Below are 21451 nucleotides of genomic sequence, written 5' to 3' on the forward strand. Positions count from 1 at the left end.
GAAATTTGGTAACAAAAGAGTAACAAAAAGGTTACAATACGATTAATTTCAAAGGATTATTCATAATTTCGTCATAGTGTGCAAAAACATCTGTTGAGCGTTGTGCATAATTGCCATGGATTTTACGCAGAAAAAGTGTAAAAAATCAGGCTCGCACAGAACAGAAGTTCTGCACAAGCCTGAGAGGTGGTCATTCAATTATGGGAAACTATCACAGAGATGGTATGAGGTGGAGGAGGAACTTCTGGATAGTAAGTGCGTCATCGGCGGTGAGACCGTCACCGTTGATATCGCCGTTTATTCTGCCCTGAGGAGTCAGAGCCATGCTGTCTGTGCCGCCCTCGGCGTACTTGTTGGGGTTAGCCATTGACTGCATTATGAGTATGGCGTCAGCCAGCTCTATGCTTCCGTCGCAGTTTGCATCGCCCTTGACAGCGCTTGCCTTGGTCATCAGCACATCGTAATACATGGTATTGGGCTTGCCGCCGTCCCTGATGTCCTCATTGACCTCAACAAAGGTATAGCCGTCAGCCTTTGCTGTGATCATATCCACATTGACTGTTTTCCTGTCCTTGAATGTATCGCAGGTGTAGGTCATGGGATTGCCGTTAGCGGCATCGAGTTTAACATAGACATGATCGTAAGGATCAGCTATATGGAGTCCCGAATCCTCGGGGAGAGAAATGAGACCGTTTACGCGGAATGAGAGCTCAGGGTTCTTTACGAGCTCGCCCGTGTCCTTGTCCTTTATTGTAAAAATAAAGGTATAGGGTTCGGTCTTATCTGCTCCCTTGACGGTTATGTTGTGCTTGAAGTCTGCGAACTCTAAATCGCGGTTCTGAGAGTCGGTGTATGTGCCGTAGAACATTACCGTATAATCGCCGGGCTCCAGCTCATTAGCCTGTCTGCCCTGCCAGATAGCGCCGTTATCTCCGTTTATGGTTACAGCAGCGGGATCAAGTGTGATATTGTCCACGATGAAGGGATCGCCGTAGATGATACCTGCTCTTGAGCCGCCTTCTGCCTCCTGCCAGCGTGTCTCGGAGCGAACCTTTACGGAAATGCCCGTAAGGTCGAGGCTCTCGCCGACAGTGTACTCTGTCTTTGCAGGATAGGAGATGATCTCCTGAACAACATAACTGGGTCTTGCTGTTATAGTCACGAGGGGCTGTGTAACAGTTGTGGTGGTAGTTGTCGTAGTTGTAGAAGTTGTTGTTGTGGTAGTAGTGGTAGTTACGGGTTCTGCTGAACCGAACTTGAAATCAGCGTTGATCTCGCTTACCTGCTTAGCAAGGGCGGGCATTGAGGAAGCGTCGCCGCCGTAGAGGTTTGCGATGCCTGCACAGGCGATAGCGAAGCAGCCGTTATAGTCCAGAGCACCTTCGGTGTACTGGTACTTGTCGGTATGATCCTGATATCCGCTGGAGTCGTCGCCGCCTACGAGGAGACCGTAGGCTGTGTACTTGGCAGAAGGATTTGAGGCAGCTCCCGAGGCGTCGGTTCCGGGGTTAGCTGCACGGTGGTGGATATGTACGGGCCACTTGCTGCCATATCCCAGCAGGAAGCTGTATCCCAGATTATTGTCGCCGAGGATGTGATCCATCTGGTACTTTGCAGCCTTTGCGTAATCTGCATTTGCGTCACCGTTTGCAAGAGCGAGAGCGTCCATCTGTTTAGCGCAGTTGTAGCGTGAAGCGCCCCAGCCGCCGGCGTTGTAGGTGCCTACTTTCAGGTCGCCCTGATTTTTGAGCTCATACTGAAGCTCATCGGCGTATGCCTTATCTCCCGTAGCCTTGTACATGAGAGCGGAATAGCCCTGCCATACCTTGTCCCACGAGAATACCCAGCCGTCGTACTGGCTGTTGCCATAGTCGCCGTTTTTGCCGATGCGGGAAGGCTTGCTGCCTGCGTCGTTGACCCAGAGCCATGCCTGAGCCATAGCCTCCTCGTCCTGATACTGTGCAGCGGTGTCATAAAATCCGCCGATACCGCCGGAGTTATTGCCGACGTGCTTCTGACCGAAGTCCAGCAAAGCCTTTGCGTACTTCAGACACTCTGCGGAATATGTGGGGTCGGAGTCCTTGAGGACATATGCTGTACCTGCCAGACCTGCTGCCATCTCGCAGCATACCGACGAGTTGTTATCGCCTGCTGTGAGCCAGTATATGGGTCTTTCGTAGGTCTGCACCTCGGGTGACGACCATATGCCGTGGTCTGTGCCGCCGTTGGCAACAACGTGTGCAACAGCGCCTACACTGCCCGAGCCGTCGAGGAATGTTGTCTTCATAAGGTAATCGGCACCCCATTTCAGCTCATAGATGAGGTGGTCCTTGCAGCCTGCCTTTTCATATACGCCGGGATTGAGGTAGTCCGAGAGCGCAAGGCTGTTCAGGGCGAAGCCGATGGTGAGGTTGAATTTTATGTGGTCGCCTGCGTCGTGGAAGCCGCCCGAAACGTCCACTTTTCCGTCGCCGTCAGGATCAACGAGGGATTTGAGTGAGCCGTCCAGACTTCCCACAGAAGCCTGTGCATCATAGGTGTGACAGTCACCGCGCCATGTGAGCGGACCGTCGGTAATGCCCTTGCCGCAGGCATTTGCGTCATACATATAAAGTGACATAGCAAGCGCTTTATAGTAGTCATTGTCAGCTGCGCCGGCAGTCATGGGACTGAATGTTGTCACCGCCGATGTCAGTGCTATGGCAGCGGATGCGGATACAGCAGTCAGCTTTTTGATGATAGTGTTTTTTAGTCTCAATTTCCATTCTCCTCTCATTATATAATGAATAAGTAAGGGGAAACTGCCTGAGGTCACAGTTTCCATGTTACTATTATAACATAATTATCGCTGATTTTGTGAACAATGTGTGTAATTTAGCACAAAAAGCAACATATTTGGAGAATGTATCAAAAAACGCACTCGCCATTTGTTATATTTTACTATCATAAAAAGAGCATATCCCCCGTAAAGGACGCTGTGAGGGTATAAAAAGCCCCCGAGCACCCGATGGGGATACTCAGGGGGGATTTTATGATAAGCTGTTGAGCTTTGATACCTCGCCGTCTATGGCAGGAGACAATTCGTCGCGGAGCTGCTCATATGTCTTGCTTATGGAGTCTGTTTCCGTTATTTTCTGCATAATTCCGCGGCTGTCGGGTGTATAGTTGCCGTTGCCGCTCATTGCTTCGCCCATGCCCCAGCCGCAGTCGAACACGGGAGTCACCTTTGAAAGGTCGAGGTATTCCTGCAATGCGTTGTACTGCTCCTCGGTGATGAAGCTTCTGAATGAGCCCGAGGCGTTCTTCTGCTGCACAAGAGCCTGTTCCTTTGCGGCAGCTTTCATGGTCTCGTCGGACGCTGCAAGGCGTTCGCACTTGAGATAGGTCGCCACAGCCTTGCCCTTCTGCGAGTTCTTCACCAGCATACGGGCATTCACGTCGCAGGAGATGTAGTTTTTATCCGCGTCGGGCGACTTGGGGAAGGGAACTATCATCAGGTCTGCTTCGGGATTTGCGGCATTGGAAATGCCCAGAGACCAGCTTCCCGAGGCGTAGAACAGGGTATTGAGGTCGGAGGGGAAGGTGTCGCGGAGAGTGCTGCTGTACCAGCCGTTGTTCTTTATTTCGCTCATAAGACCCACAGCCTTGCCTATCTCGGCGTCGCCGATGTTGTTGCTGAATGATACACCGTCAAAGCCGACAACGGTATGTCCCGTTGAGGCGAGGGCAGCCTGTCCGTACCAGCCGTTAATGCCGTATCTCGGGGCATCGGGCTGATTGTTCCTGAATTTTTCTATCATGCCCTTCATGGCGTTCCAGTCCCACTTGCCCTCCTGCCAGAGCTTTCTCGGGTCGTCAAGTCCCTCGGACTCCATGAGCTTTCTGCTGTATGTCAGGACTGCGGGCTCGGAAATCGAGTAGGGCACCACATAGTGCTGTCCCTTGTAAGCGAACATATCCGTCACATCTGACATATCCGACCACAAGCCGTCATCCATGCCCATGTAGGTGAAATAGGGGTCCAGCGGGTCAAAGAGCCCTGCCGTGGTGCCGTTGGGGAATGCTCCTGCCTCGCAGGGGAACATATCCACGGCCTCGCCCGAATTTCTCATTGAGGAAAGTCTTTCGTACTTGTCCTTGGGGGAGGTGTAAACGCAGTTTATCCTGCCGCCGAAGATATCCTCGAATAAAGTCAGAGCAGCGGAGCGCTGTCCGCCGGGCTGAGGGTTCAGGTCATAGTCCGCCAGCCATGTTATCTCCATTTCGGAGTTTGCAGCCGCAGGACTGCCGTCATACTGAGTGGCAGCAGGGGTGGTGCTTTCGGTGGCGGGCTGTGTATCGCTGCTGCTGTTCTTCTTGCTGCTGCAGGCAGCCGCAGCTGTGAGGACTGCCGCCGCACAGGCAATGACGGACAGTCTCCTTTTATTCAACATATAATATAACTCCTTTCGGGAACACTGCATAATGAGTCATTTTTTCGCTGAATATTATTATACTCGTTCTGGAGGAATGTGTCAAGGAATATAATGTTAACGAGGAGAAATGATAGGGCGCGGAAAAACGTTGCTTTTTTCCATTGTAATACGATGGCGGCATGACTTCTTTGTTAAAAAGCTCCAAAAATACTGCCTGTTATATGTCAAGTTGTTAAAAAAATGCGGAATTGGTGTAATTTTGCGTGACATTTCATTTAACCTGTGATATAATGTTAGTAGATATTTATATGGGCGGCTCATGCTGTCTGTACTATAATAACATATGCAGTGAAAGGGATTTTAATATGGACAATAACAGATATGATTCACATCGTCCCCGCAAAAGAGTATCCCGTCAGACGCTGAGAAGACGACAGTTGACTGCTCTCTTCGTAATAGCGCTTCTGGTGCTCCTTTTCGTTCTGCTTGTGGCTCATGCCTGCTCGGATAACGGAAAGAAAGACGGTAAGGGAAAGACTAAAACACCCGTGACTACTATAACCACTACGGCAACTGCTACCGACCCTGCTATCACAACAACAGCGGTCACTACTACGGCAACTCTTACAGAGCCCGTAAACAACAGCGATTTCAAGCTGGATAAGTATTCGGTATTCCTTGGCGTCGGCGAGACCGATATGCCCAGAGTTCAGGGCTATCCCGACGGCATGGGCGAAGCGGATGAGCGCTGGTCCTCAGGAGACCCGACTATTGCCACTGTTGACAGCATCGGCAATATCACAGGCGTAAAGCCCGGTACCTGCTACGTTACTCTCAGGTCTGCAACAGACTCCACACAGGAAGTAATGATTAAGGTTACCGTCCGCGGAGAAGCAACAGATGATACAGCGTCGCCTCAGTCGAATACGGCTGAGGCACCCGAGCCCCCTGTTTATGATGCAGAGGGGCTTACTTATATAAAGGGGGTCCTCATAGTCAACAAGAGCTACGGTCTCCCCGCAACATTCGACCCTAAGCTTGACCCTTTGTGCTATCAGCAGTTTCAGGCTCTTTCGGGAGCCGCTGCCAAGGAGGACCTGAGCATCTATATCGGCTCCAGCTACCGCTCCTACCACGATCAGGAGATAATCTACGACAACTACGTCAAGAGCGACGGAGTTGACAAGGCGGACACCTATTCCGCCCGCCCGGGTTATTCCGAGCATCAGACGGGACTGGTCATAGACTGCAATACCATTGACGATGCCTTCGGCGCTACGCCCGAAGCAGCATGGCTGGCACAGCACGCACATGAGTACGGCTTCATAATCCGCTATCCTCAGGGAAAAGAGGACATCACAGGCTATCAGTACGAGCCTTGGCACATAAGATATGTGGGCTCAAAGATTGCTACCGAGATGTACAACAGCGGACAGTGCCTTGAGGAGTACCTTGGCGTTGATTCAAAATATGAGTGACAAAAGTCCCTGTCGTCAGACAGGGTTTTTTATTGCCGCCTTGACAGAGGGGCGCGGGATATGATAATATTGTTTTAATATGAATTGTAACGAGGTGCTTGCTATGCCGAGATTTTTCAGAAATGAGATAGATGAGGACAATATCGTGCTTACGGGCGACGATGCCAACCATATCGGCAGGTCGCTGAGAATGAGAGTGGGGGAGGAGATAACCGTCTGCTGCAACGGTACGGATTATCGCTGCAATATCGGCAGCATTACCGCAGATGCCGTATATCTCGACCTCATCGAGAAGCACAGGTGCGCCGCAGAGCCCGATATATCGGTGACTCTGTTTCAGGCTGTGCCCAAGCTTGACAAGCTGGAATACATCATACAGAAAAGCGTGGAGCTGGGCGCCGCAAGGATAGTTCCCGTGCTGACAAGGCGCTGTGTATCCCGTCCTGACGAGAAGGACTTCGCTAAGAAGAAGCTGCCGAGACTGTGCAGGATAGCCGAGGAGGCTGCAAAGCAGTCGGGCAGGGGGATAATCCCGGAGGTGACACCGCTGGTAAGCTTCAGGGAGAGCGTTAAGATGAGCAGCTCTCTTGACCGCAGCATTCTCCTCTATGAGGAGGAGGGCGGACGCTCCTTCGGAGAGGTGGACTTTGACGGCATAAAGACCGCAGGACTCTTTATCGGAAGCGAGGGCGGCTTCGACAAGGAGGAGGCTGACGCACTGGTGGAAGCAGGTGCGGAAAGGGTCTGGCTGGGCAAAAGAATACTGCGTTGTGAAACTGCACCAATAACTGCCCTTTCAATTTTGATGTTTTTAACAAATAATATGTAAAGAGTTGAAATTATAAAAAAAGTATGGTATAATAAATTCAGATTATCGTAATCCGATCGCAAGCGGTTCGGTAAGTACTATTTCTTGCGGAGAAAAGAGGAAATTAAAATGAATAAGTTTTTAGTCGCTATTTTAGCAGCCGGCGCAGCAGCTGCTGTTGGATATGTTGCAGCACAGGCGCTCAAGGATAAGAGCTCGGGTTCAGATTATGATGATGACGATTACGATGATTTCGATAACTTTGACACAGACGAGAGCATCGATTTCGAGATCAATGATAATTCCGTAAAGGAAGCAGCTGAGGACGCTGTTGAGGATATCAAGGATAAGGCTGAGGACGTTGTTGAGGACGTTAAGGACGCAGCTGAGGATATTGCCGACGATATCAAGGACTAATGATCTGTTAAGGGAGCTTTGAGCTCCCTTTTTTTGTTGAAAGGGCGGCAAAATATTACAAAAACCTACAATATCTATTGTATGATGTTACAAAATGTGAGAAAGCCGCTTGACAAGAACGATGCGTTCTGGTATAATATAAAAGCTGTCCGTCAAGGACTTGCCGAAGAACTAATCCGAGGCGTAGCTCAGTTTGGTAGAGTGCTTGCTTTGGGAGCAAGATGCCGCAGGTTCGAGTCCTGTCGCCTCGACCAGACTTTTCAAAAAAAGTTGAAAAAAGTACTTGACAAGCAGCAGCAAATGTGATATAATAATTAAGCATTAGCGCTGGTGTAGCTCAGTTGGTAGAGCAGCTGATTTGTAATCAGCAGGTCGGGGGTTCGAGTCCGTCCACCAGCTCCATTATTTTGTCCAAAGACAAAATACAAGATCCTTTATGGGAGAGTTCCCGAGTGGCCAAAGGGGGCAGACTGTAAATCTGTTGCTTTTCAGCTTCGATGGTCCGAATCCATCCTCTCCCACCAGAACGCCCCGAAATTTTCGGGGCTGTTTTTGTTTGACACTATCCGCCTGAGACCTTGCAATTTTCCTGCAAGGGCTTTTTTATGCCCTGAAAAAAAGAGGATTTGCACGGAAATACAGCCTTTTTGTGCAGAAATGTATAAAGATTGTGGAGGGATAACCGTGGTAAGGATCGCAATAAACAATGACCTGAAACACTACTCATTGATAATCAGAAACACTAAAGCCTATAAAACTACCAAGAATATCGCCATTATAACGGGAGCACTTTTCCTCATAAATTCCATATGTCTTGTTGCGGAAACTGCCCGTACACATAAGGCTGAACCCCTTTTAGTGCTGCTTGTCAGTGCCTTCTTTCTGCTGTTTGTGCTCTATATGATACGGCTTCTTGTGAAAATGGAGCCCATGAAGCTCCACAAGAAGGTCACGGAGGCAAATCCTGGGCTTACAGGGGAGTACGTCTTCAATGACGAGGGCGTTACGATCAGCACAAAGACCGATCACGACAGCAAGCACGCGGAATACGCCTATGACAAGTTTATAAGCGCCGCCGAGAAGGAAGGCTTTTTCCTCATGAATATCTCCATTGCGGGATATGTGGCGTGCAATGCAGAGGACTTCATCGAGGGCACTCCCGATGAGCTGAGAGCTTTGCTCCGCACAAAGCTTGGCGGTAAATTCAAGGAGAAGTGATATGGTAAGGGCAAGAGTAACATACAATGACAACCATCTGAAGGCGCTTTACTCTCTGACAAAAACACCTTATATCATCAAAAAGCTCATATCGGACGGTCTGTGGCTCGCAGCAAGTCTGATCGCGGGGATATGGCTGGTGAAATATGAGATCAGATACCGCATCAACACGGATTACTTTTTCATCGCGCTGGCATTTACCGTTGCGATGCTGCGGGCGTGGGACATAATCAAGCTGCTGAGCTCCGACAAGGGCGAGCTGAAGCTCCTGCCGTATCCCTGCTCGACTGAGATCATCTTCGGCGGCGAGGTCCTCGAGAGCTTCAAGTTAGCAGAGAACTTCACGGTACATAAGACCTATCCCTACGGCACTATCAACAAGGCTGTGGAGACCATGAATTACTTCTTTATCTTCGTGGAAGCAAATAAAGCCTTCATCATACACAAGTCTGAGCTGACCGAGGGCAGCGTACCCGAGCTGGAACATTTCCTTTCGGCAAGGTTCGGCGACCGCTTCATTGACAAAAGGAGCGTGAAGATATGATAAGGATAAACAGTCAGAGGGACAAAAGAATGTTACTGACAGAGCTGAGGATGACGATGTCATTCGGAGCGGTCATGGTGCTGCTGATGCTTCTGGGACTCAGTGTTCTGTGCTTTGTTTTCTGCGTTCACGGCATCCGTGTTTTATATGAACACAAAGAAGGCTTCAGATATGCACGGGTCATGTATCTGGTTGGAGGAATAGCCTGCTTTTTTACTGCGGTGAGTATACTGATACGCGCTGTCAGGTTCGTTGCGGCAGCTGTCTCCCTTTTGGGGAAAAGGTACAGTCTCAGTGAGGAGCTCCTCTTTGAGGACGAGGGCTACACATCAAGATATACCGCCGAAAACGGCGTGACCGTCGAGGGCAGATACAGCTATGCTGCCGTTAAGAAGGTCATTACCTATAAGGATCATATATTAATTGCATCTCCCGATCAGACCTCTGTTTTCAGGCTGTCGGATATCACCGAGGGCACTGCCGAGGAGCTTTCGGCTATACTTGCAGGAAAGCTTGGGGACAGAGTCACACACAAGTAAAAGAGGTGGAGATATGACGATTTGCAGGATACCCGATACAGAGCGTTTTTCCGACAGATATCAGCGTGTTCTCATGGCGAAGAAGATAATGCTTGCGATACTCATTGCAGGTGCAACTATATTGGGATTTTCGATCTCACGGGCTGACAGCTCGACAATGCTGCTGCTCATAGTCGCCTACCTTGTTATTTCGGGCATTGCGGCGTATCTCTGGATACTCTATGGCAGGAATTCCATGGCGGCATACATCATTACCGATGACACCGTCTGCCATGTGGACTTGATGAAGGCGTTCACCAACGACCCACTTTTCGGCAAGCCCCAGAGCTGGGACAGTATGAAGGGCAACTTCAGCGCCTTGAAAATGATCGACAATATGAGGGATATATCCTCACCTGCCGAGGCTGACATTTTCATTTGCAGGCAGGATGTGACAGACCGCTATGGCAGTATCATAAAGCAGGTATACAGCGTCGCCGACGGAGAGAGATACCTTCGGGCGAGGGTGCAGACTGCTCCCGCACACAGCGGAGGCGGCTCACCGAAAAACATGACACTGTACATACCCAAGGACTTCAAGGACATTGACATACTCCGTTCAGAGCTTGAACGGCTGGCAAATAAGACAACGGCATAAAGCCGTTCACATATAGGACATCTCTAAAAACCCACTTTGAGAAAAAACGGCTATGCACGACATATGCTGTGTCAAACTCCCTCGGAGTGCGTCAGCACGCCTTCGGGAGCTTTCCTTGCCTCTGCCGTACCTATCCGTTTTTTCTTGATCAAATAGGTTTTTAGAGATGCCCTACGAAAACCTTATGGAGGAAAGAAAATATGATAAGAGAAGATTTAAGAAACATTGCCATTATCGCCCACGTTGACCACGGTAAGACCACCCTCGTTGACGAGATGCTCAAGCAGGGCGGCGTTTTCCGTGAAAATCAGGAGGTCGCTGAGCGTGTAATGGACTCAAACGACATCGAGAGGGAGAGAGGTATCACTATCCTTGCGAAGAATACCTCAGTTATGTACAACGGCGTGAAGATCAACATCATCGACACCCCCGGTCATGCCGATTTCGGCGGCGAGGTAGAGCGTGTACTGGAGATGGTGGACGGCGTTCTGCTCCTTGTTGACGCCGCAGAGGGACCCATGCCCCAGACACGTTTCGTACTGTCAAAGGCACTGGAAATGGGCCACAAGATCATCGTTGTGGTAAACAAGATAGACCGTCCCGACGCCCGTCTTGATGAGATAGGCGACGAGGTGCTGGAGCTCCTCCTTGACCTTGACGCAAACGAGGAACAGCTCGAGAGCCCCCTGCTTTTCTGCTCGGGAAGAAGCGGCACAGCTTCACTCAGCCAGTATGAGGCAGGTACAGACCTGAAGCCCCTTTTCGACACCATCATCAACTACATCGAGCCCCCCAAGGGCGAGGAGAACGATCCTCTCCAGATGCTCATTTCCTCTATCGACTATAATGAGTATGTGGGTCGTATCGGTATCGGACGTATCGTAAGAGGAAAGATAGCTGTTAATCAGCAGGTAACTGTCTGTGACTACACAGGCTCAAAGAAGAACTACAACTCAAAGATAGTTTCCCTCCTCCAGATACAGGGACTCAACCGTGTTCCCGTTCAGGAGGCTGCTATGGGCGATATCGTATGGATATCGGGTATCGAGGGAATAACCATAGGAGACACAATCTGTGCAACAGACGCTCCCGATCCGCTTCCATTCGTGAAGATAAGCGAGCCTACCGTTGAGATGACATTCTCCGTAAACGACAGCCCCTTTGCAGGCAGAGAGGGCAAGTTCGTTACATCACGTCAGCTCCGCGAGAGACTTTTCAAGGAGCTTCTCAAGGACGTATCCCTCCGCGTTGAGGAGACAGAGAGCACCGATGCATTCCGCGTTGCAGGACGAGGCGAGATGCACCTTTCCATACTTATCGAGAATATGCGCCGTGAGGGCTATGAGCTGGGCGTATCAACTCCCCACGTTCTCTACAAGCAGGACGAGAACGGCAGACGCCTTGAGCCTATCGAGCGTCTTGTCATCGACGTTCCCGAGGACTGCGTAGGCTCTGTAATGGAGAAGATAGGTGCTCGTAAGGGCGACATGGTGGATATGCACCCCCAGGGAAGCCGTATGCGTATCGAGTTCCTTATCCCTGCAAGAGGACTTTTCGGCTATAAGAGCGAGTTCCTCACAGATACAAAGGGCGAGGGTATCATGAGCCACGTTTTCGACGGCTATCAGCCCTACAAGGGAGATATCGAGCGCAGAAACACAGGCTCTCTCGTTTCCTTCGAGACGGGCGAGGCTGTTACCTACGGTCTTTACAACGCTCAGGAGCGCGGACAGCTCTTCATCACAGCAGGTACTCCCGTATATGAGGGCATGATCGTTGGAGCTTCTCCCAAGACAGAGGACCTCGTTGTAAACGTCTGCAAGAAGAAGCACCTGACAAATACCCGTGCAAGCGGAAGCGATGACGCTCTCCGTCTTGTTCCTCCGAGAGTTCTCAGCCTTGAGGACTGCCTTGAATTCCTTGCCGATGATGAGCTCCTCGAGGTAACTCCCGAGTCTCTCCGTATCAGAAAGAGAGTTCTCAGCAATACTCAGAGAGCTAAGGAAAGAGGAAAGAAGTCCTGATTTTTCACCAAATCAACACATATAAACCATACAATTTGCAGGTTTGGGAGATATGATATGAAAAAGATTATATTCGCTTCGCTGATGCTGGCTGCGGCGGTCTGCTTTTCGGGCTGTGGCAGCAAGGTTAAAAAGGACGGCGAGGTGAGCAGCGATACTGCCGAGACCGAAGCGGTGACCGAATCGGAGACCGATGAGCCTCTTGCTACTGAAAGAGAGCGCAATATAGTTTCGACTGAGGAGTACGATTATGAAGTCGTTGACGGCGGAGTTATCATAACAAGTTATAAGGGTAAGGACTCCAATGTGGAGATACCTGCCGAGATAGATGGCACTCCCGTTACCGAGGTGGGTTTTTATGCCTTTGAGGCTAAGCCCGACCTTGTCTCGGTAGCTCTGCCAGAGAGCGTGACAGTCATAGGCGAGGGTGCCTTTGCGGACTGTCAGAAGCTTGCGGACATTAACCTTCCGTCAGGACTTAAAGAGATAGAGTGCGGTGCATTTGCGGGATGCATAAGCCTAACCGAGCTTACTATCCCCGCAGAGGTGACACGCATACAGCAGCAGGCTTTCACAGCCTGTACGGGGATGAGAACACTGACTATTCTCAGTCAGGATCTGAAATATGAGGGCTGGGGGCTCGAGGAGCTTCCCGATATTACAGTATTCGCACCCGAGGGCTCGGCAGCTGCCGAGTGGGCGGGAGCAATGGGAAAATATGCCGTATATTGATCATGAGAGGACAATTCTATGAGAAAGCTGAGACTTACAGCACTGATGCTTGCCGCTTCGGCAGGAGTGCAGGGATTTTCGGGATGTGCAAAGAATAAAGAGATCAGTATGCCTCTTTATGCGGAGACAGCAGTCCAGACACCTACTTCGTCTCCCGCAGGCGGAGCAGAGCTTTCGGGAGACAACTACAATTCCGATGAGTATTATACTAAGATACAGGAAAAGGTCAGCAGCGCCGCTGTTGACAGCGATCCGCTGGATCTGGGACTGGTCGGCAATGAGCTCATAACTCCCGACGAGGGCGCCGAGGACGCAGAGCTGGGCTCATATAAGATGAGCAGCAGCGGAGTAAAGCTTTATTACGACGATACCGAGTTCTCCGACGAGCTCATGCTTACTCTTGAAAAGTACTTCCTTTCGTTCCCGGCGGCTGATTATAATTCCTATCAGAAGTGTATGTTCCCCAGCTATATAGACGAGATGGAGGGCTTTCTCGGCAAGGAGTACGATTACGACCTGAAGACCTCGTTCTCAAAGCGCTGTTCAAGTCTTGCGGACAATATGTACGGCGATTACAAGATAACAAGGATAAAGCTTGAAGCGGCTCCCGTATACGATGAGACCAAAGACAACCTTGAGACCTATTTCGAGTCCCTCAATGAAGTTTTCGGCAAGGACTACTATGAACAGGTAAAGTCAGAGAGCGATGAGGTCATCGATGCCTGCTTCTATATCATGGGCGAGGACGCATACGGGCAGGAAAATCCCATAGTAACAGGCTATGAGATAGTTTTTGCCGTCAAGGGCGGAAAGTATTATACATTCGGCTAAGGAGGCATATCTATGAGAGTTTTTTTCAGAAAAGCAGCTGCTATTATGGCTGCGGCAGTTATAACAGCTTCAGCGGCAGTTTCATGCAGCAGCAAAAGTTCTTTTTCAAGCGACCCAAATAACCTTATAGGCGGAGATCTTCCCGACGATTACAGCAAGGACCTCGAGGATATGCCATACGGCGGAGAGTACCAGAAATTCGAGGCAGGTGATAATGATTTCCCTATGGGCATAGATATGGACCCCCGTTTCGTTACCATAGATGAGGCTTCAGCACTGACAAATTACTTCTATTCCGTAAATAATCAGGACGTTGAGAGCTTCAAGAAGGCAGTTCACCCCGACCTTATCAAGTACCGTCTGGAGAATTCCGAGTACAGCACCGAAAAGGAGTTCCTTGATGCCGAGTATGAGCTTCTCAAGCAGTATACGGGCTCTGACTTCACCTTTGACTACATTCTTATCGACGGCAGACTCAAGGACACAGAGGGCGCATTCGAGCAGTATGACAAGCTTGTGGAGACTGCTATACCGGGCTGTAATATCACATCAAGGAATATGTACATGGTGGACGTTACCTATCATAAGCCCAATGACGGCGGAAGCTATTCCCTCAGGTACAGATTCGGCGATTATATGAATATAGCTATCTATACCATCGACGGCAAGGCATACGTTATTTCATGATATATCGAAAAAAAGGGTGCTTTGCTCCCTTTTTTTGTTACAGATTTATGAACTTTTCAAAAGCCTCTTGAAATTCCCTTTTTTATGTGCTATAATTCCATTATCAAAGCATAAGGGGGAGCTTTTTCACTATGAAAAATGCGTTAAAAACAGCAGCAGCGCTTGTGCTTGCAGCGGTCGCCTGCTTCCTTGGGAGCATGAACTGCTTTGCAAATGCAGAGGAGTGCAGCGGACAGAATGTTGTTTCGGCAGCAGATGCTGCATAAGCAGGCAAAGACTGCGATATAGGGTATTACAGGGCAGCGATCACGCTACCCTAAATGAAAAACAAATTGCCGTGTCCGGTATTCGGGCACGGTATTTTTATGCCCTGATGGCTTTGCAGGGATATTGTATTGCTGATTTAAGCCGTTAGCCCATAGCCATTAGCCGTTAGCCTGATGTAGGGGCGGCGTTCCGCCGCCCGATAATAAAGCGGCGAAGCCGCTTCCTGATGGCTAAAAGCTAAAGGCTAAGGGCTTCGGAATTTAACACCTGCGGTGTTAAATTCCGATTTGTATTAGTAACAATTATTGCACAGCATTAAAAAGAAGTCAGCTGAGGTCTTCTTTTTGTTACAATATTTTTACAATTGATTTAAGATTTGCCGTTTTCGGTTGAAGTTGTGCCTGCCCGGTGCTATAATAAGAAAAACAGATAAGAGGTGCAGCATTATGAAAAAACACATCAAAACAATGGTCGCAGTCATATTCACAGTAATGACCTGCCTTTTCGGCGGCATGAACGCATTTGCGTGGGTAGCCGCAGACGGTATTATAGCTGTCCGCTATACAGACGCTCCCGAGGGAACGGTATTTGTTGATATACTGCTCCCGAAAACCGAAGATGACAAATACGCTTCCGCAGACGGTAAGCCCTCCGCAGCGATCATACTTCACGGAGAGGATGAAAACGGCGAGCGTACAGAAGAAACTCTGACTCTTCCGGAGGACTGCGAGCTTGTAAAGTATGATGACGGCTATACCAGCTGCCTTTTCGGCAGGGACATTGCCACAGAGTACAGGGTGAACAGCTTCAGGATGGATATAGTACTGGACGAGCAGAAGCTGATAAACACAGACGTTTCCAATTACTACGGCAGCCTGAAGTTGGCGTACTGCGACGAAAAGGGCAATGTACTTGCGGTCACAGAGCCTGTGGAGACAGAGCATAACGATAAACCTGCGAATTTCTATGTCAATGCGAACGGAACAAGTCTTGAGTGCAAGCTTGATAATGGTATAGATGTCGGAAAAGGATTGACTGCCTTTGTATTTGGTACCGTGATCGTTGTATGTATAATAGCAGTTCTTGGTGGTGCAGTTATAGCAGCAATTGTTGTAGTTGTGGTGATACTTATTTTAAGACACAATAAAAAGAAAAATCAGCAGTACAGACAGTAATGCGCGTGATGGGGGATATTATGAAAAAGCATATCAAGGCTGCCATAGCAGTCGTATTTACGGTAATGACCTGCATTTTCGGCGGCATGAGCGCCTTTGCGATGGGACTTGGAACAGCCGTATGGAGTATAGAGATAGAGTACGGGAACGCTCCCGAGGGAACAGCTTTCGTTGACCTGCTCTTCCCGAAGAAGACTGACGATAAATACTATCCCGACCCGACCACAAATGAAAATGACGAGAAGTACAGCGTATGCCGCAATGTCTATGCAGACTATATCGGCAGGGGAAACAGCGATCCCATTGCCCTCGATGACAGCTGCGGACTTGCGGTCTACGATGACGGCTATACAAGCTGTATGCTGAAAAGGTATTTCGTGAAGTACAACCATGCCGAAAAGGATAAGTGCTCGCTGGAGTTCGGTGTGCCAAGCAATGTCCAAAATCAGGAGGTCTTTGAGTATTACGGCAGATTTAAGGTAGCCTACTGTAACGAAAAGGGCGAGGTCCTCGGAGTCACCGAGCCTGTGAAGGTGAAGCACGTCAGCACGACCTGCCTCTATAAAGTAAAGGCAAGCGGCAACAAGGCAGAATATACCGTAGACAGGGACGGCTCCGTATTTATTCAATTGTTCGTAATGGCGCTGATATTTGGCGTCCCTGTAGTGATAGCCCTCGTTATCGGGCTTATAATATACCTCTGCACAAGGAAGAAAAATGGCAAGCAGTCTGTGAAACGATAAAAAACAAGCCCCTGAGCGTTCAGACAAGCGCTCAGGGGAATTTTTTATATCTGTGTTGAGTAGTTGGGAGCTTCCTTGGTGATATAGATATCGTGGGGGTGGCTCTCCTTGAGTCCTGCACCTGTGATGCGGATGAACTTAGCCTTCTCGTGGAGAGTGGGGATGTCAACACATCCGCAGTATCCCATACCCGAACGGATACCGCCCACGAGCTGGAAGATAGTGTCGGCAACGGGGCCCTTGAAGGGAACACGACCCTCAACTCCCTCGGGAACCAGCTTCTTGGCGCCCTCCTGGAAGTATCTGTCCTTGGAGCCGTTTGCCATAGCACCGAGGCTTCCCATGCCTCTGTAAACCTTGAACTGACGTCCCTGATAGATCTCGGTCTCACCGGGAGCTTCTGCACAGCCTGCAAGGAGCGAGCCGAGCATAACAACGTTTGCGCCTGCTGCAAGAGCCTTTACGATATCGCCCGAATACTTGATACCGCCGTCTGCGATAACGGGGATACCGTACTTCTGAGCGACACAGGCTACATCATAAACAGCGGTGATCTGGGGAACGCCGATACCTGCAACAACACGGGTGGTGCAGATGGAACCTGGTCCGATACCTACCTTGAGGCAGTCGGCACCTGCTGCGATAAGAGCCTCAGCAGCCTCTGCGGTAGCGATATTGCCTGCGATAACGGGGATCTCGGGGAAAGCTTCCTTGACCATCTTCAGGCACTTGATGATGTTAGCGCTGTGTCCGTGAGCTGAGTCAAGAACCAGAACGTCAGCCTGAGCGTCAATGAGAGCCTTTGCTCTTTCGAGAACGTTTGCGGTAACGCCGATAGCAGCGCCGCAGAGGAGCCTGCCCTTGCTGTCACGGGCGGAATTGGGGTACTGAACTGACTTCTCGATATCCTTGATGGTGATGAGTCCCTTCAGATAGCCTGCCTCGTCAACGATGGGGAGCTTTTCGATCTTGTGTGCGCGGAGAATATCCTGAGCCTGCTCGAGAGTAGTTCCGACGGGCGCAGTGATAAGGTTGTCCTTTGTCATTACCTCTGAGATCTTGGCATTGAAGTCTGTGAGGAAGCGCATATCTCTGTTGGTGATGATACCAACCAGCTTGCCCTTTCCGTCAACTATCGGAACGCCTGAGATCTTGTACTTGCCCATGAGCTCGTCCGCATCGGCAACGATATGGTCCTCTGTAAGTGAGAAGGGGTTAACGATAACGCCGTTCTCGCTTCTCTTTACCTTATCGACCTCTTCAGCCTGCTGCTCTATGGTCATGTTCTTGTGGATGATACCGATACCACCCTCACGGGCGATGGCGATAGCCATACGGGAATCGGTAACGGTGTCCATAGCGGCAGTCATGATAGGAGTATTGAGGTGGACAGTCTTAGTGAGCTGAGTACCGATCTGGATCATGTTGGGGGTAACGTTTGATTCAGCGGGTATAAGCAGCACATCGTCGAAGGTGAGACCTTCCTTCTGAAATTTGCTGTTCATGTCGGTCAGCATAATAATTCCTCCTTGCATTGATATTATTAACTTCTATGATACTATTTTTGACGGCTTCTGTCAATAGTTTGGGGAGCGGAGACGGCATAGAAATTTTTAGTTCAAAAAAGGTCGGGTTTTGGCGAAAAAAGCAATTTGTTATAGTAAAGTAACTCAGTGTTAAAGCGACCTTGCGGAAAGTGAAGCGTATTTCGCCAGAATAGCCGAAGCGTCCACCGCATCAACTTTGCCGTCGCCGTTGAAGTCGGCAGCGATATTCTGCTCGGCTGTAAAAGTGCCTTTCTTGTTTGATGAGAGCCGTGCGTACTCTGCCAGCACCGTGGAAGCGTCCACGGCATCGATGAAGCCGTCGCCGTTGACATCTCCTCTTGGGGCCTTTCCCACCTCGAAGGCGAGTCCCGAGTCCGAGGCATATTTCTCAGCAGCAGAGCCCTTTTCGCCCCTTATGATGAAGCCCGAGATGTTCTCGGAGGAGCTGCTTCTTGCGTCGTATCTTCTGCCGAGAGCCTCCCTTCCTATGGTCTTTACAGAGTCGGTGACGTAGATCCCGCTGATATCCGAGCAGCTGTAAAAGGCTTCGCTGCCTATGGAAGTGACGGTGTCGGGGATATCCGCGGTTTTCAGCGAGGTGCAGGAGTGGAAGCAGTTTTCGGGTATGGTTTTCACGCCCTTGCCCACGGTGACGCTCTCAAGCTCGCTGCAGCTCATGAAGCAGCCCTTTCCCAGAGTTGTCACCGAGTCGGGGATATCTACGGATTTCAGCGAAAGGCAGCCCGAGAAAGCGTGGTCGTCGATAGTTTTTACACTGTCGGGAAGTGCTGCGGAAACAATGTCAGCCTTGCCGAAGAATGCTCCCTTTCGGATAGTCTTGGTGTTCTTGTTTATGACGGCTTCGGAGCTTCCTGCGTAGAGGAGCAGAGTGTCGCCGTTTTCGTAGAGACAGCCGTCGATATTGCTGTATGTGGCGTTGTTCTTGTTGACGTCGATATAGGCGAGTGCAGGGCAGGCTGTAAAGGCGTAATCGCCGATCTCAGCCACGCCGCTGCCGATGGTGATGGTGCTGAGGGAAGGACAGGCGCTGAATGCTCTTTCGCCGATAGTCTTTACGCTGTCGGGTATGACGCAAACGCCGATATCCTTGTTGCCCGAGAAGGCGTCGTCGGCAACAGCCGTTACGGGACAGCCTTCCAGCTCCGCAGGTATGATGAGAATGGCGTCGCTTCCCGCACAGCCTGTTACCGTAGCCTGCTTGTCCTCGATGGTATAGCTTAGCACAAAGCCGCCAACGTCCTCTGCAGCAGCCTCGGAAAGAGGAGCGGCACTGAAAGTAATGGCGGCTGATGCCAGCAGTGATAGCAGCTTTTTCATATCATATCTCCCTGCGGCACACATTGCCGTCTATCATGACGAGCAGCGGCTCCGACATGAGGTCAAGAGGATTGCAGCCCTTTGCATAGAGCTGTAGATCAGCGTCCTTGCCCTCGGAGATGGTGCCTGTGGAGTCGCTGATGCCCAGTATCTCGGCAGGATAAGCCGTAATGGTCATTATTGCGTCGTCAAGGCTGAGACCGCCCTTTACCGCAGCCTGTGCGGACAGGGGCAGGTACTGTATGGGTATTACCGTGTGGTCTGTGCAGATAGCTGTCTTAACGCCGCTCTCGTGGAGCACAGATGCGTTTTTCAGCTCAAGTCCGCGCATTTCGGGCTTGCAGCGGTCACACATAAGGGGACCGCAGATAACGGGGATATTCTCCTCGGCGAGGATATCGGCTATCTTGTAGCCCTCGGTGCCGTGGATGATAACGGGGTCAAGGTTGAACTCCTTGGAGATACGCATAGCGGTGCAGATATCGTCGGCGCGGTGACAGTGGAAGAAAGCCTTTATCTTGCGGTCGAGGAGGGGCATGAGCGCCTCGCACTTGATATCGTACTCGGGGGGATCGTAGTTCTCGCTGTCGGAGTAATAGCTGTCCATGTCGTGGACGTAGCGGCGCGCCTTGTACAGCCCCTCTCTTATGAGAGCGGTTATCGCCATACGGGTAACGGGAGTCTCCTCCCTGCCGTTGTAGACGTTCTTGGGATTTTCTCCCAGAGCGAACTTTATTCCGCAGTTTCGTATGAGCATATCATCGATGCGCCTGCCGTAGGTCTTTATGGCAGCTATCTCGCCGCCGCAGGCGTTGGCGCTTCCGGGACTTGATGCCGCAGCGGTTATGCCCCGCATACGGGCTTCCTCAAAGCAGCGGTCGAAGGGATTGATACCGTCGATAGCCCTCATCTGAGGAGTGAATGGGTCTGTGGACTCGTTGCAGTCGTCTCCCTCGAAGTCAAGACCGTCCTCGATGATGCCGAGGTGGGTGTGGGCGTCAATGAAGCCGGGGAGGAGAAGTCCTCCGCAGGCGTCAATGCTGTCCTCGGGGACAGCCGCGGGAGAGCCCTCGCCCAGAGCCTTTATCTTGCCGTCCTCGACCTCCAGCCAGCCGTTTTCAATGGAGCCGCGGGAGTCCATGGTGTGAATTTCAGCGTTATAGATAAGCATAGTCTGCTCACTTTCTGACAGCCTCGGCGATGCGCTCCGCATTTTCAACGGGGCTGCCGTTGCATTCGAGTCTTATGGTGGAGTGTTTCAGATATACGTCCCTGCGCGCGTTGTACAGGGCTTCCAGCTCCTCCTTTGTGGACTTTACCACGATGGGACGGTTCGTATCGTCCTTTATGCGCTCATAGCAGGTCTCAAAGGGGACGTCAAGGAAAATGACGGCGGCACCTGCGTCCTTTGCAGCCTTTGCGGTATCGGGATTGAGCATAGCTCCGCCGCCGCAGGCAGCAACGGTAGTCTTGCCGCAGAGGGACTTCACGATCTCAGCCTCTGTCTGACGGAAGAAGGGCTCGCCCTTCTGCTCGAATATCTCGGGTATCGTCATTTCGAGGGTCCTGACTATGATGTCGTCGGTGTCGCAGAAGCCGCAGCCCAGTTTCTTTGCCGCAAGCTTGCCGATAGTTGATTTTCCGCAGCCCATAAAGCCGCATAAAAATACAGTCATATATTTCTCCTTAGATAACGGAACTGCCCGTATCGGGGACAGTATCAGATTCCGAAATGGATAACGAATTTGTTTTCGCGCTGAGCCTCGGTCAGCAGGGCTGTCAGCTCCGAGAGCTGAGGGCAGCCGAGAGTGGCTTCGATAAAGCCGCCGAGGGACTCGGGCGGTATTAGGGTAATGCCGTAATATGCCGGTCCGTATTCGGGACGGTCAAGGCTGTGCCGGAAGCATTTCAGCTCCCCGAGCTTCGGGAATATGGGCAGGATATAGTCATCATGCACCGAAATGCAGCCGTATTTCTCAGGCTCATAGCTGATATAGCTCCCTTTTTCGGGAGTCTCCTGCATTATTCCGAAGTCATGTGCCAGCATGGTC

21 protein-coding genes and 3 tRNA genes are annotated in these 21451 nt (G+C 50.6%); 17 read left to right on the forward strand and 7 right to left on the reverse strand.

Translation table 11 applies throughout. From position 1 onward, the window contains the following. Positions 1-211: 211 nt before the first annotated feature. Both DSZ37_RS17805 and DSZ37_RS14590 read right to left on the reverse strand, forming a co-directional pair. A complete protein-coding gene (locus DSZ37_RS17805; RefSeq protein ID WP_242978643.1) occupies positions 212-2758 on the reverse strand; it encodes a glycoside hydrolase family 9 protein in 2547 nt (848 codons plus the stop codon). Positions 2759-3029: 271 nt separating this feature from the next. Continuing rightward, positions 3030-4433: an ABC transporter substrate-binding protein gene (locus tag DSZ37_RS14590; protein ID WP_181380332.1), complete on the reverse strand. Its 1404-nt coding sequence runs from the start codon at positions 4431-4433 to the stop codon at positions 3030-3032. 347 nt (positions 4434-4780) lie between these two features. On the opposite strand from DSZ37_RS14590, the gene DSZ37_RS14595 reads away from it, so the two are divergent. From DSZ37_RS14595 to DSZ37_RS14670, 17 genes are all read left to right on the forward strand, one after another. Next, the gene (locus DSZ37_RS14595) at positions 4781-5893 is read left to right on the forward strand and encodes a M15 family metallopeptidase (protein ID WP_109727685.1); all 1113 of its coding nucleotides are present in this window, start codon (positions 4781-4783) and stop codon (positions 5891-5893) included. Positions 5894-5996: 103 nt separating this feature from the next. Then, positions 5997-6722, forward strand: a complete 726-nt coding sequence (locus tag DSZ37_RS14600; RefSeq protein ID WP_109727615.1) for an RsmE family RNA methyltransferase — start codon at positions 5997-5999, stop codon at positions 6720-6722. A 108-nt stretch (positions 6723-6830) separates the two neighbouring features. Then, positions 6831-7118 (forward strand): YtxH domain-containing protein, encoded by a 288-nt coding sequence (locus DSZ37_RS14605; RefSeq protein ID WP_109727616.1) that lies wholly within the window; start codon positions 6831-6833, stop codon positions 7116-7118. A 177-nt stretch (positions 7119-7295) separates the two neighbouring features. Further along, positions 7296-7372, forward strand: a tRNA-Pro gene (locus DSZ37_RS14610). Between the two features lie 72 nt (positions 7373-7444). After that, positions 7445-7520, forward strand: a tRNA-Thr gene (locus DSZ37_RS14615). 36 nt (positions 7521-7556) lie between these two features. Continuing rightward, positions 7557-7642, forward strand: a tRNA-Tyr gene (locus DSZ37_RS14620). Between the two features lie 160 nt (positions 7643-7802). Continuing rightward, on the forward strand, positions 7803-8336 hold the full coding sequence (locus DSZ37_RS14625; RefSeq protein ID WP_109727617.1) for a hypothetical protein: 534 nt from the start codon (positions 7803-7805) through the stop codon (positions 8334-8336). 1 nt (position 8337) lies between these two features. After that, positions 8338-8880 (forward strand): YcxB family protein, encoded by a 543-nt coding sequence (locus tag DSZ37_RS14630; RefSeq protein ID WP_109727618.1) that lies wholly within the window; start codon positions 8338-8340, stop codon positions 8878-8880. Further along, a complete protein-coding gene (locus DSZ37_RS14635) occupies positions 8877-9419 on the forward strand; it encodes a hypothetical protein (RefSeq protein WP_109727619.1) in 543 nt (180 codons plus the stop codon). Before DSZ37_RS14630 ends, DSZ37_RS14635 begins: the two co-directional genes overlap by 4 nt. A 13-nt stretch (positions 9420-9432) precedes the next feature. Next, positions 9433-10056: a hypothetical protein gene (locus DSZ37_RS14640; RefSeq protein ID WP_109727620.1), complete on the forward strand. Its 624-nt coding sequence runs from the start codon at positions 9433-9435 to the stop codon at positions 10054-10056. A gap of 200 nt (positions 10057-10256) precedes the next feature. Further along, the gene (gene typA / locus DSZ37_RS14645) at positions 10257-12080 is read left to right on the forward strand and encodes a translational GTPase TypA (protein ID WP_109727621.1); all 1824 of its coding nucleotides are present in this window, start codon (positions 10257-10259) and stop codon (positions 12078-12080) included. A gap of 57 nt (positions 12081-12137) precedes the next feature. Continuing rightward, positions 12138-12812: a leucine-rich repeat domain-containing protein gene (locus DSZ37_RS14650; protein WP_109727622.1), complete on the forward strand. Its 675-nt coding sequence runs from the start codon at positions 12138-12140 to the stop codon at positions 12810-12812. 18 nt (positions 12813-12830) lie between these two features. Next, the gene (locus DSZ37_RS14655) at positions 12831-13643 is read left to right on the forward strand and encodes a hypothetical protein (RefSeq protein ID WP_109727623.1); all 813 of its coding nucleotides are present in this window, start codon (positions 12831-12833) and stop codon (positions 13641-13643) included. Positions 13644-13655: 12 nt separating this feature from the next. Then, positions 13656-14330, forward strand: a complete 675-nt coding sequence (locus DSZ37_RS14660; RefSeq protein WP_109727624.1) for a hypothetical protein — start codon at positions 13656-13658, stop codon at positions 14328-14330. A gap of 131 nt (positions 14331-14461) precedes the next feature. Continuing rightward, on the forward strand, positions 14462-14596 hold the full coding sequence (locus DSZ37_RS18130; protein WP_278298955.1) for a hypothetical protein: 135 nt from the start codon (positions 14462-14464) through the stop codon (positions 14594-14596). Positions 14597-15043: 447 nt separating this feature from the next. Next, positions 15044-15772 carry a hypothetical protein gene (locus DSZ37_RS14665; protein ID WP_109727625.1) on the forward strand — a complete coding sequence of 243 codons (729 nt, stop codon included), beginning with the start codon at positions 15044-15046 and terminating at the stop codon, positions 15770-15772. 20 nt (positions 15773-15792) lie between these two features. Beyond that, entirely contained in the window at positions 15793-16515 is a 723-nt protein-coding gene (locus DSZ37_RS14670; protein WP_109727626.1) for a hypothetical protein, read from the forward strand. Positions 16516-16559: 44 nt separating this feature from the next. On the opposite strand, the gene guaB is transcribed toward DSZ37_RS14670, so the two are convergent. The 5 genes from guaB to DSZ37_RS14695 all read right to left on the reverse strand — a co-directional run bounded on the left by guaB (position 16560) and on the right by DSZ37_RS14695 (position 21447). Then, entirely contained in the window at positions 16560-18032 is a 1473-nt protein-coding gene (gene guaB, locus DSZ37_RS14675; RefSeq protein ID WP_109727627.1) for an IMP dehydrogenase, read from the reverse strand. 159 nt (positions 18033-18191) lie between these two features. Next, positions 18192-19400: a leucine-rich repeat protein gene (locus tag DSZ37_RS14680; protein WP_181380333.1), complete on the reverse strand. Its 1209-nt coding sequence runs from the start codon at positions 19398-19400 to the stop codon at positions 18192-18194. 1 nt (position 19401) lies between these two features. Continuing rightward, the gene (locus DSZ37_RS14685) at positions 19402-20571 is read right to left on the reverse strand and encodes an amidohydrolase (protein WP_109727629.1); all 1170 of its coding nucleotides are present in this window, start codon (positions 20569-20571) and stop codon (positions 19402-19404) included. 7 nt (positions 20572-20578) lie between these two features. Further along, positions 20579-21076, reverse strand: coding sequence for a shikimate kinase (locus DSZ37_RS14690; protein ID WP_109727630.1), 498 nt, complete (start codon positions 21074-21076; stop codon positions 20579-20581). A 44-nt stretch (positions 21077-21120) separates the two neighbouring features. Further along, positions 21121-21447, reverse strand: coding sequence for a short-chain dehydrogenase (locus DSZ37_RS14695; protein WP_109727631.1), 327 nt, complete (start codon positions 21445-21447; stop codon positions 21121-21123). Positions 21448-21451 lie beyond the last annotated feature (4 nt).

It is taken from the genome of Ruminococcus flavefaciens (assembly GCF_900116855.1).
Lineage (GTDB): Bacteria > Bacillota > Clostridia > Oscillospirales > Ruminococcaceae > Ruminococcus > Ruminococcus flavefaciens_R.

Coding starts and splice junctions, on each gene's coding strand:
- DSZ37_RS14660 (WP_109727624.1), top strand. CDS start 13,656: ATGAGAGTTTTTTTCAGAAAAGCAGCTGCTATTATGGCTGCGGCAGTT.
- DSZ37_RS14640 (WP_109727620.1), top strand. CDS start 9,433: ATGACGATTTGCAGGATACCCGATACAGAGCGTTTTTCCGACAGATAT.
- DSZ37_RS14605 (WP_109727616.1), top strand. CDS start 6,831: ATGAATAAGTTTTTAGTCGCTATTTTAGCAGCCGGCGCAGCAGCTGCT.
- DSZ37_RS14600 (WP_109727615.1), top strand. CDS start 5,997: ATGCCGAGATTTTTCAGAAATGAGATAGATGAGGACAATATCGTGCTT.
- DSZ37_RS14595 (WP_109727685.1), top strand. CDS start 4,781: ATGGACAATAACAGATATGATTCACATCGTCCCCGCAAAAGAGTATCC.
- DSZ37_RS14685 (WP_109727629.1), bottom strand. CDS start 20,571: ATGCTTATCTATAACGCTGAAATTCACACCATGGACTCCCGCGGCTCC.
- guaB (WP_109727627.1), bottom strand. CDS start 18,032: ATGCTGACCGACATGAACAGCAAATTTCAGAAGGAAGGTCTCACCTTC.
- DSZ37_RS14630 (WP_109727618.1), top strand. CDS start 8,338: ATGGTAAGGGCAAGAGTAACATACAATGACAACCATCTGAAGGCGCTT.
- DSZ37_RS14665 (WP_109727625.1), top strand. CDS start 15,044: ATGAAAAAACACATCAAAACAATGGTCGCAGTCATATTCACAGTAATG.
- DSZ37_RS14680 (WP_181380333.1), bottom strand. CDS start 19,400: ATGAAAAAGCTGCTATCACTGCTGGCATCAGCCGCCATTACTTTCAGT.
- DSZ37_RS14650 (WP_109727622.1), top strand. CDS start 12,138: ATGAAAAAGATTATATTCGCTTCGCTGATGCTGGCTGCGGCGGTCTGC.
- DSZ37_RS14655 (WP_109727623.1), top strand. CDS start 12,831: ATGAGAAAGCTGAGACTTACAGCACTGATGCTTGCCGCTTCGGCAGGA.
- DSZ37_RS14695 (WP_109727631.1), bottom strand. CDS start 21,447: ATGCTGGCACATGACTTCGGAATAATGCAGGAGACTCCCGAAAAAGGG.
- DSZ37_RS14635 (WP_109727619.1), top strand. CDS start 8,877: ATGATAAGGATAAACAGTCAGAGGGACAAAAGAATGTTACTGACAGAG.
- DSZ37_RS14670 (WP_109727626.1), top strand. CDS start 15,793: ATGAAAAAGCATATCAAGGCTGCCATAGCAGTCGTATTTACGGTAATG.
- DSZ37_RS18130 (WP_278298955.1), top strand. CDS start 14,462: ATGAAAAATGCGTTAAAAACAGCAGCAGCGCTTGTGCTTGCAGCGGTC.
- DSZ37_RS14590 (WP_181380332.1), bottom strand. CDS start 4,433: ATGTTGAATAAAAGGAGACTGTCCGTCATTGCCTGTGCGGCGGCAGTC.
- DSZ37_RS14690 (WP_109727630.1), bottom strand. CDS start 21,076: ATGACTGTATTTTTATGCGGCTTTATGGGCTGCGGAAAATCAACTATC.
- typA (WP_109727621.1), top strand. CDS start 10,257: ATGATAAGAGAAGATTTAAGAAACATTGCCATTATCGCCCACGTTGAC.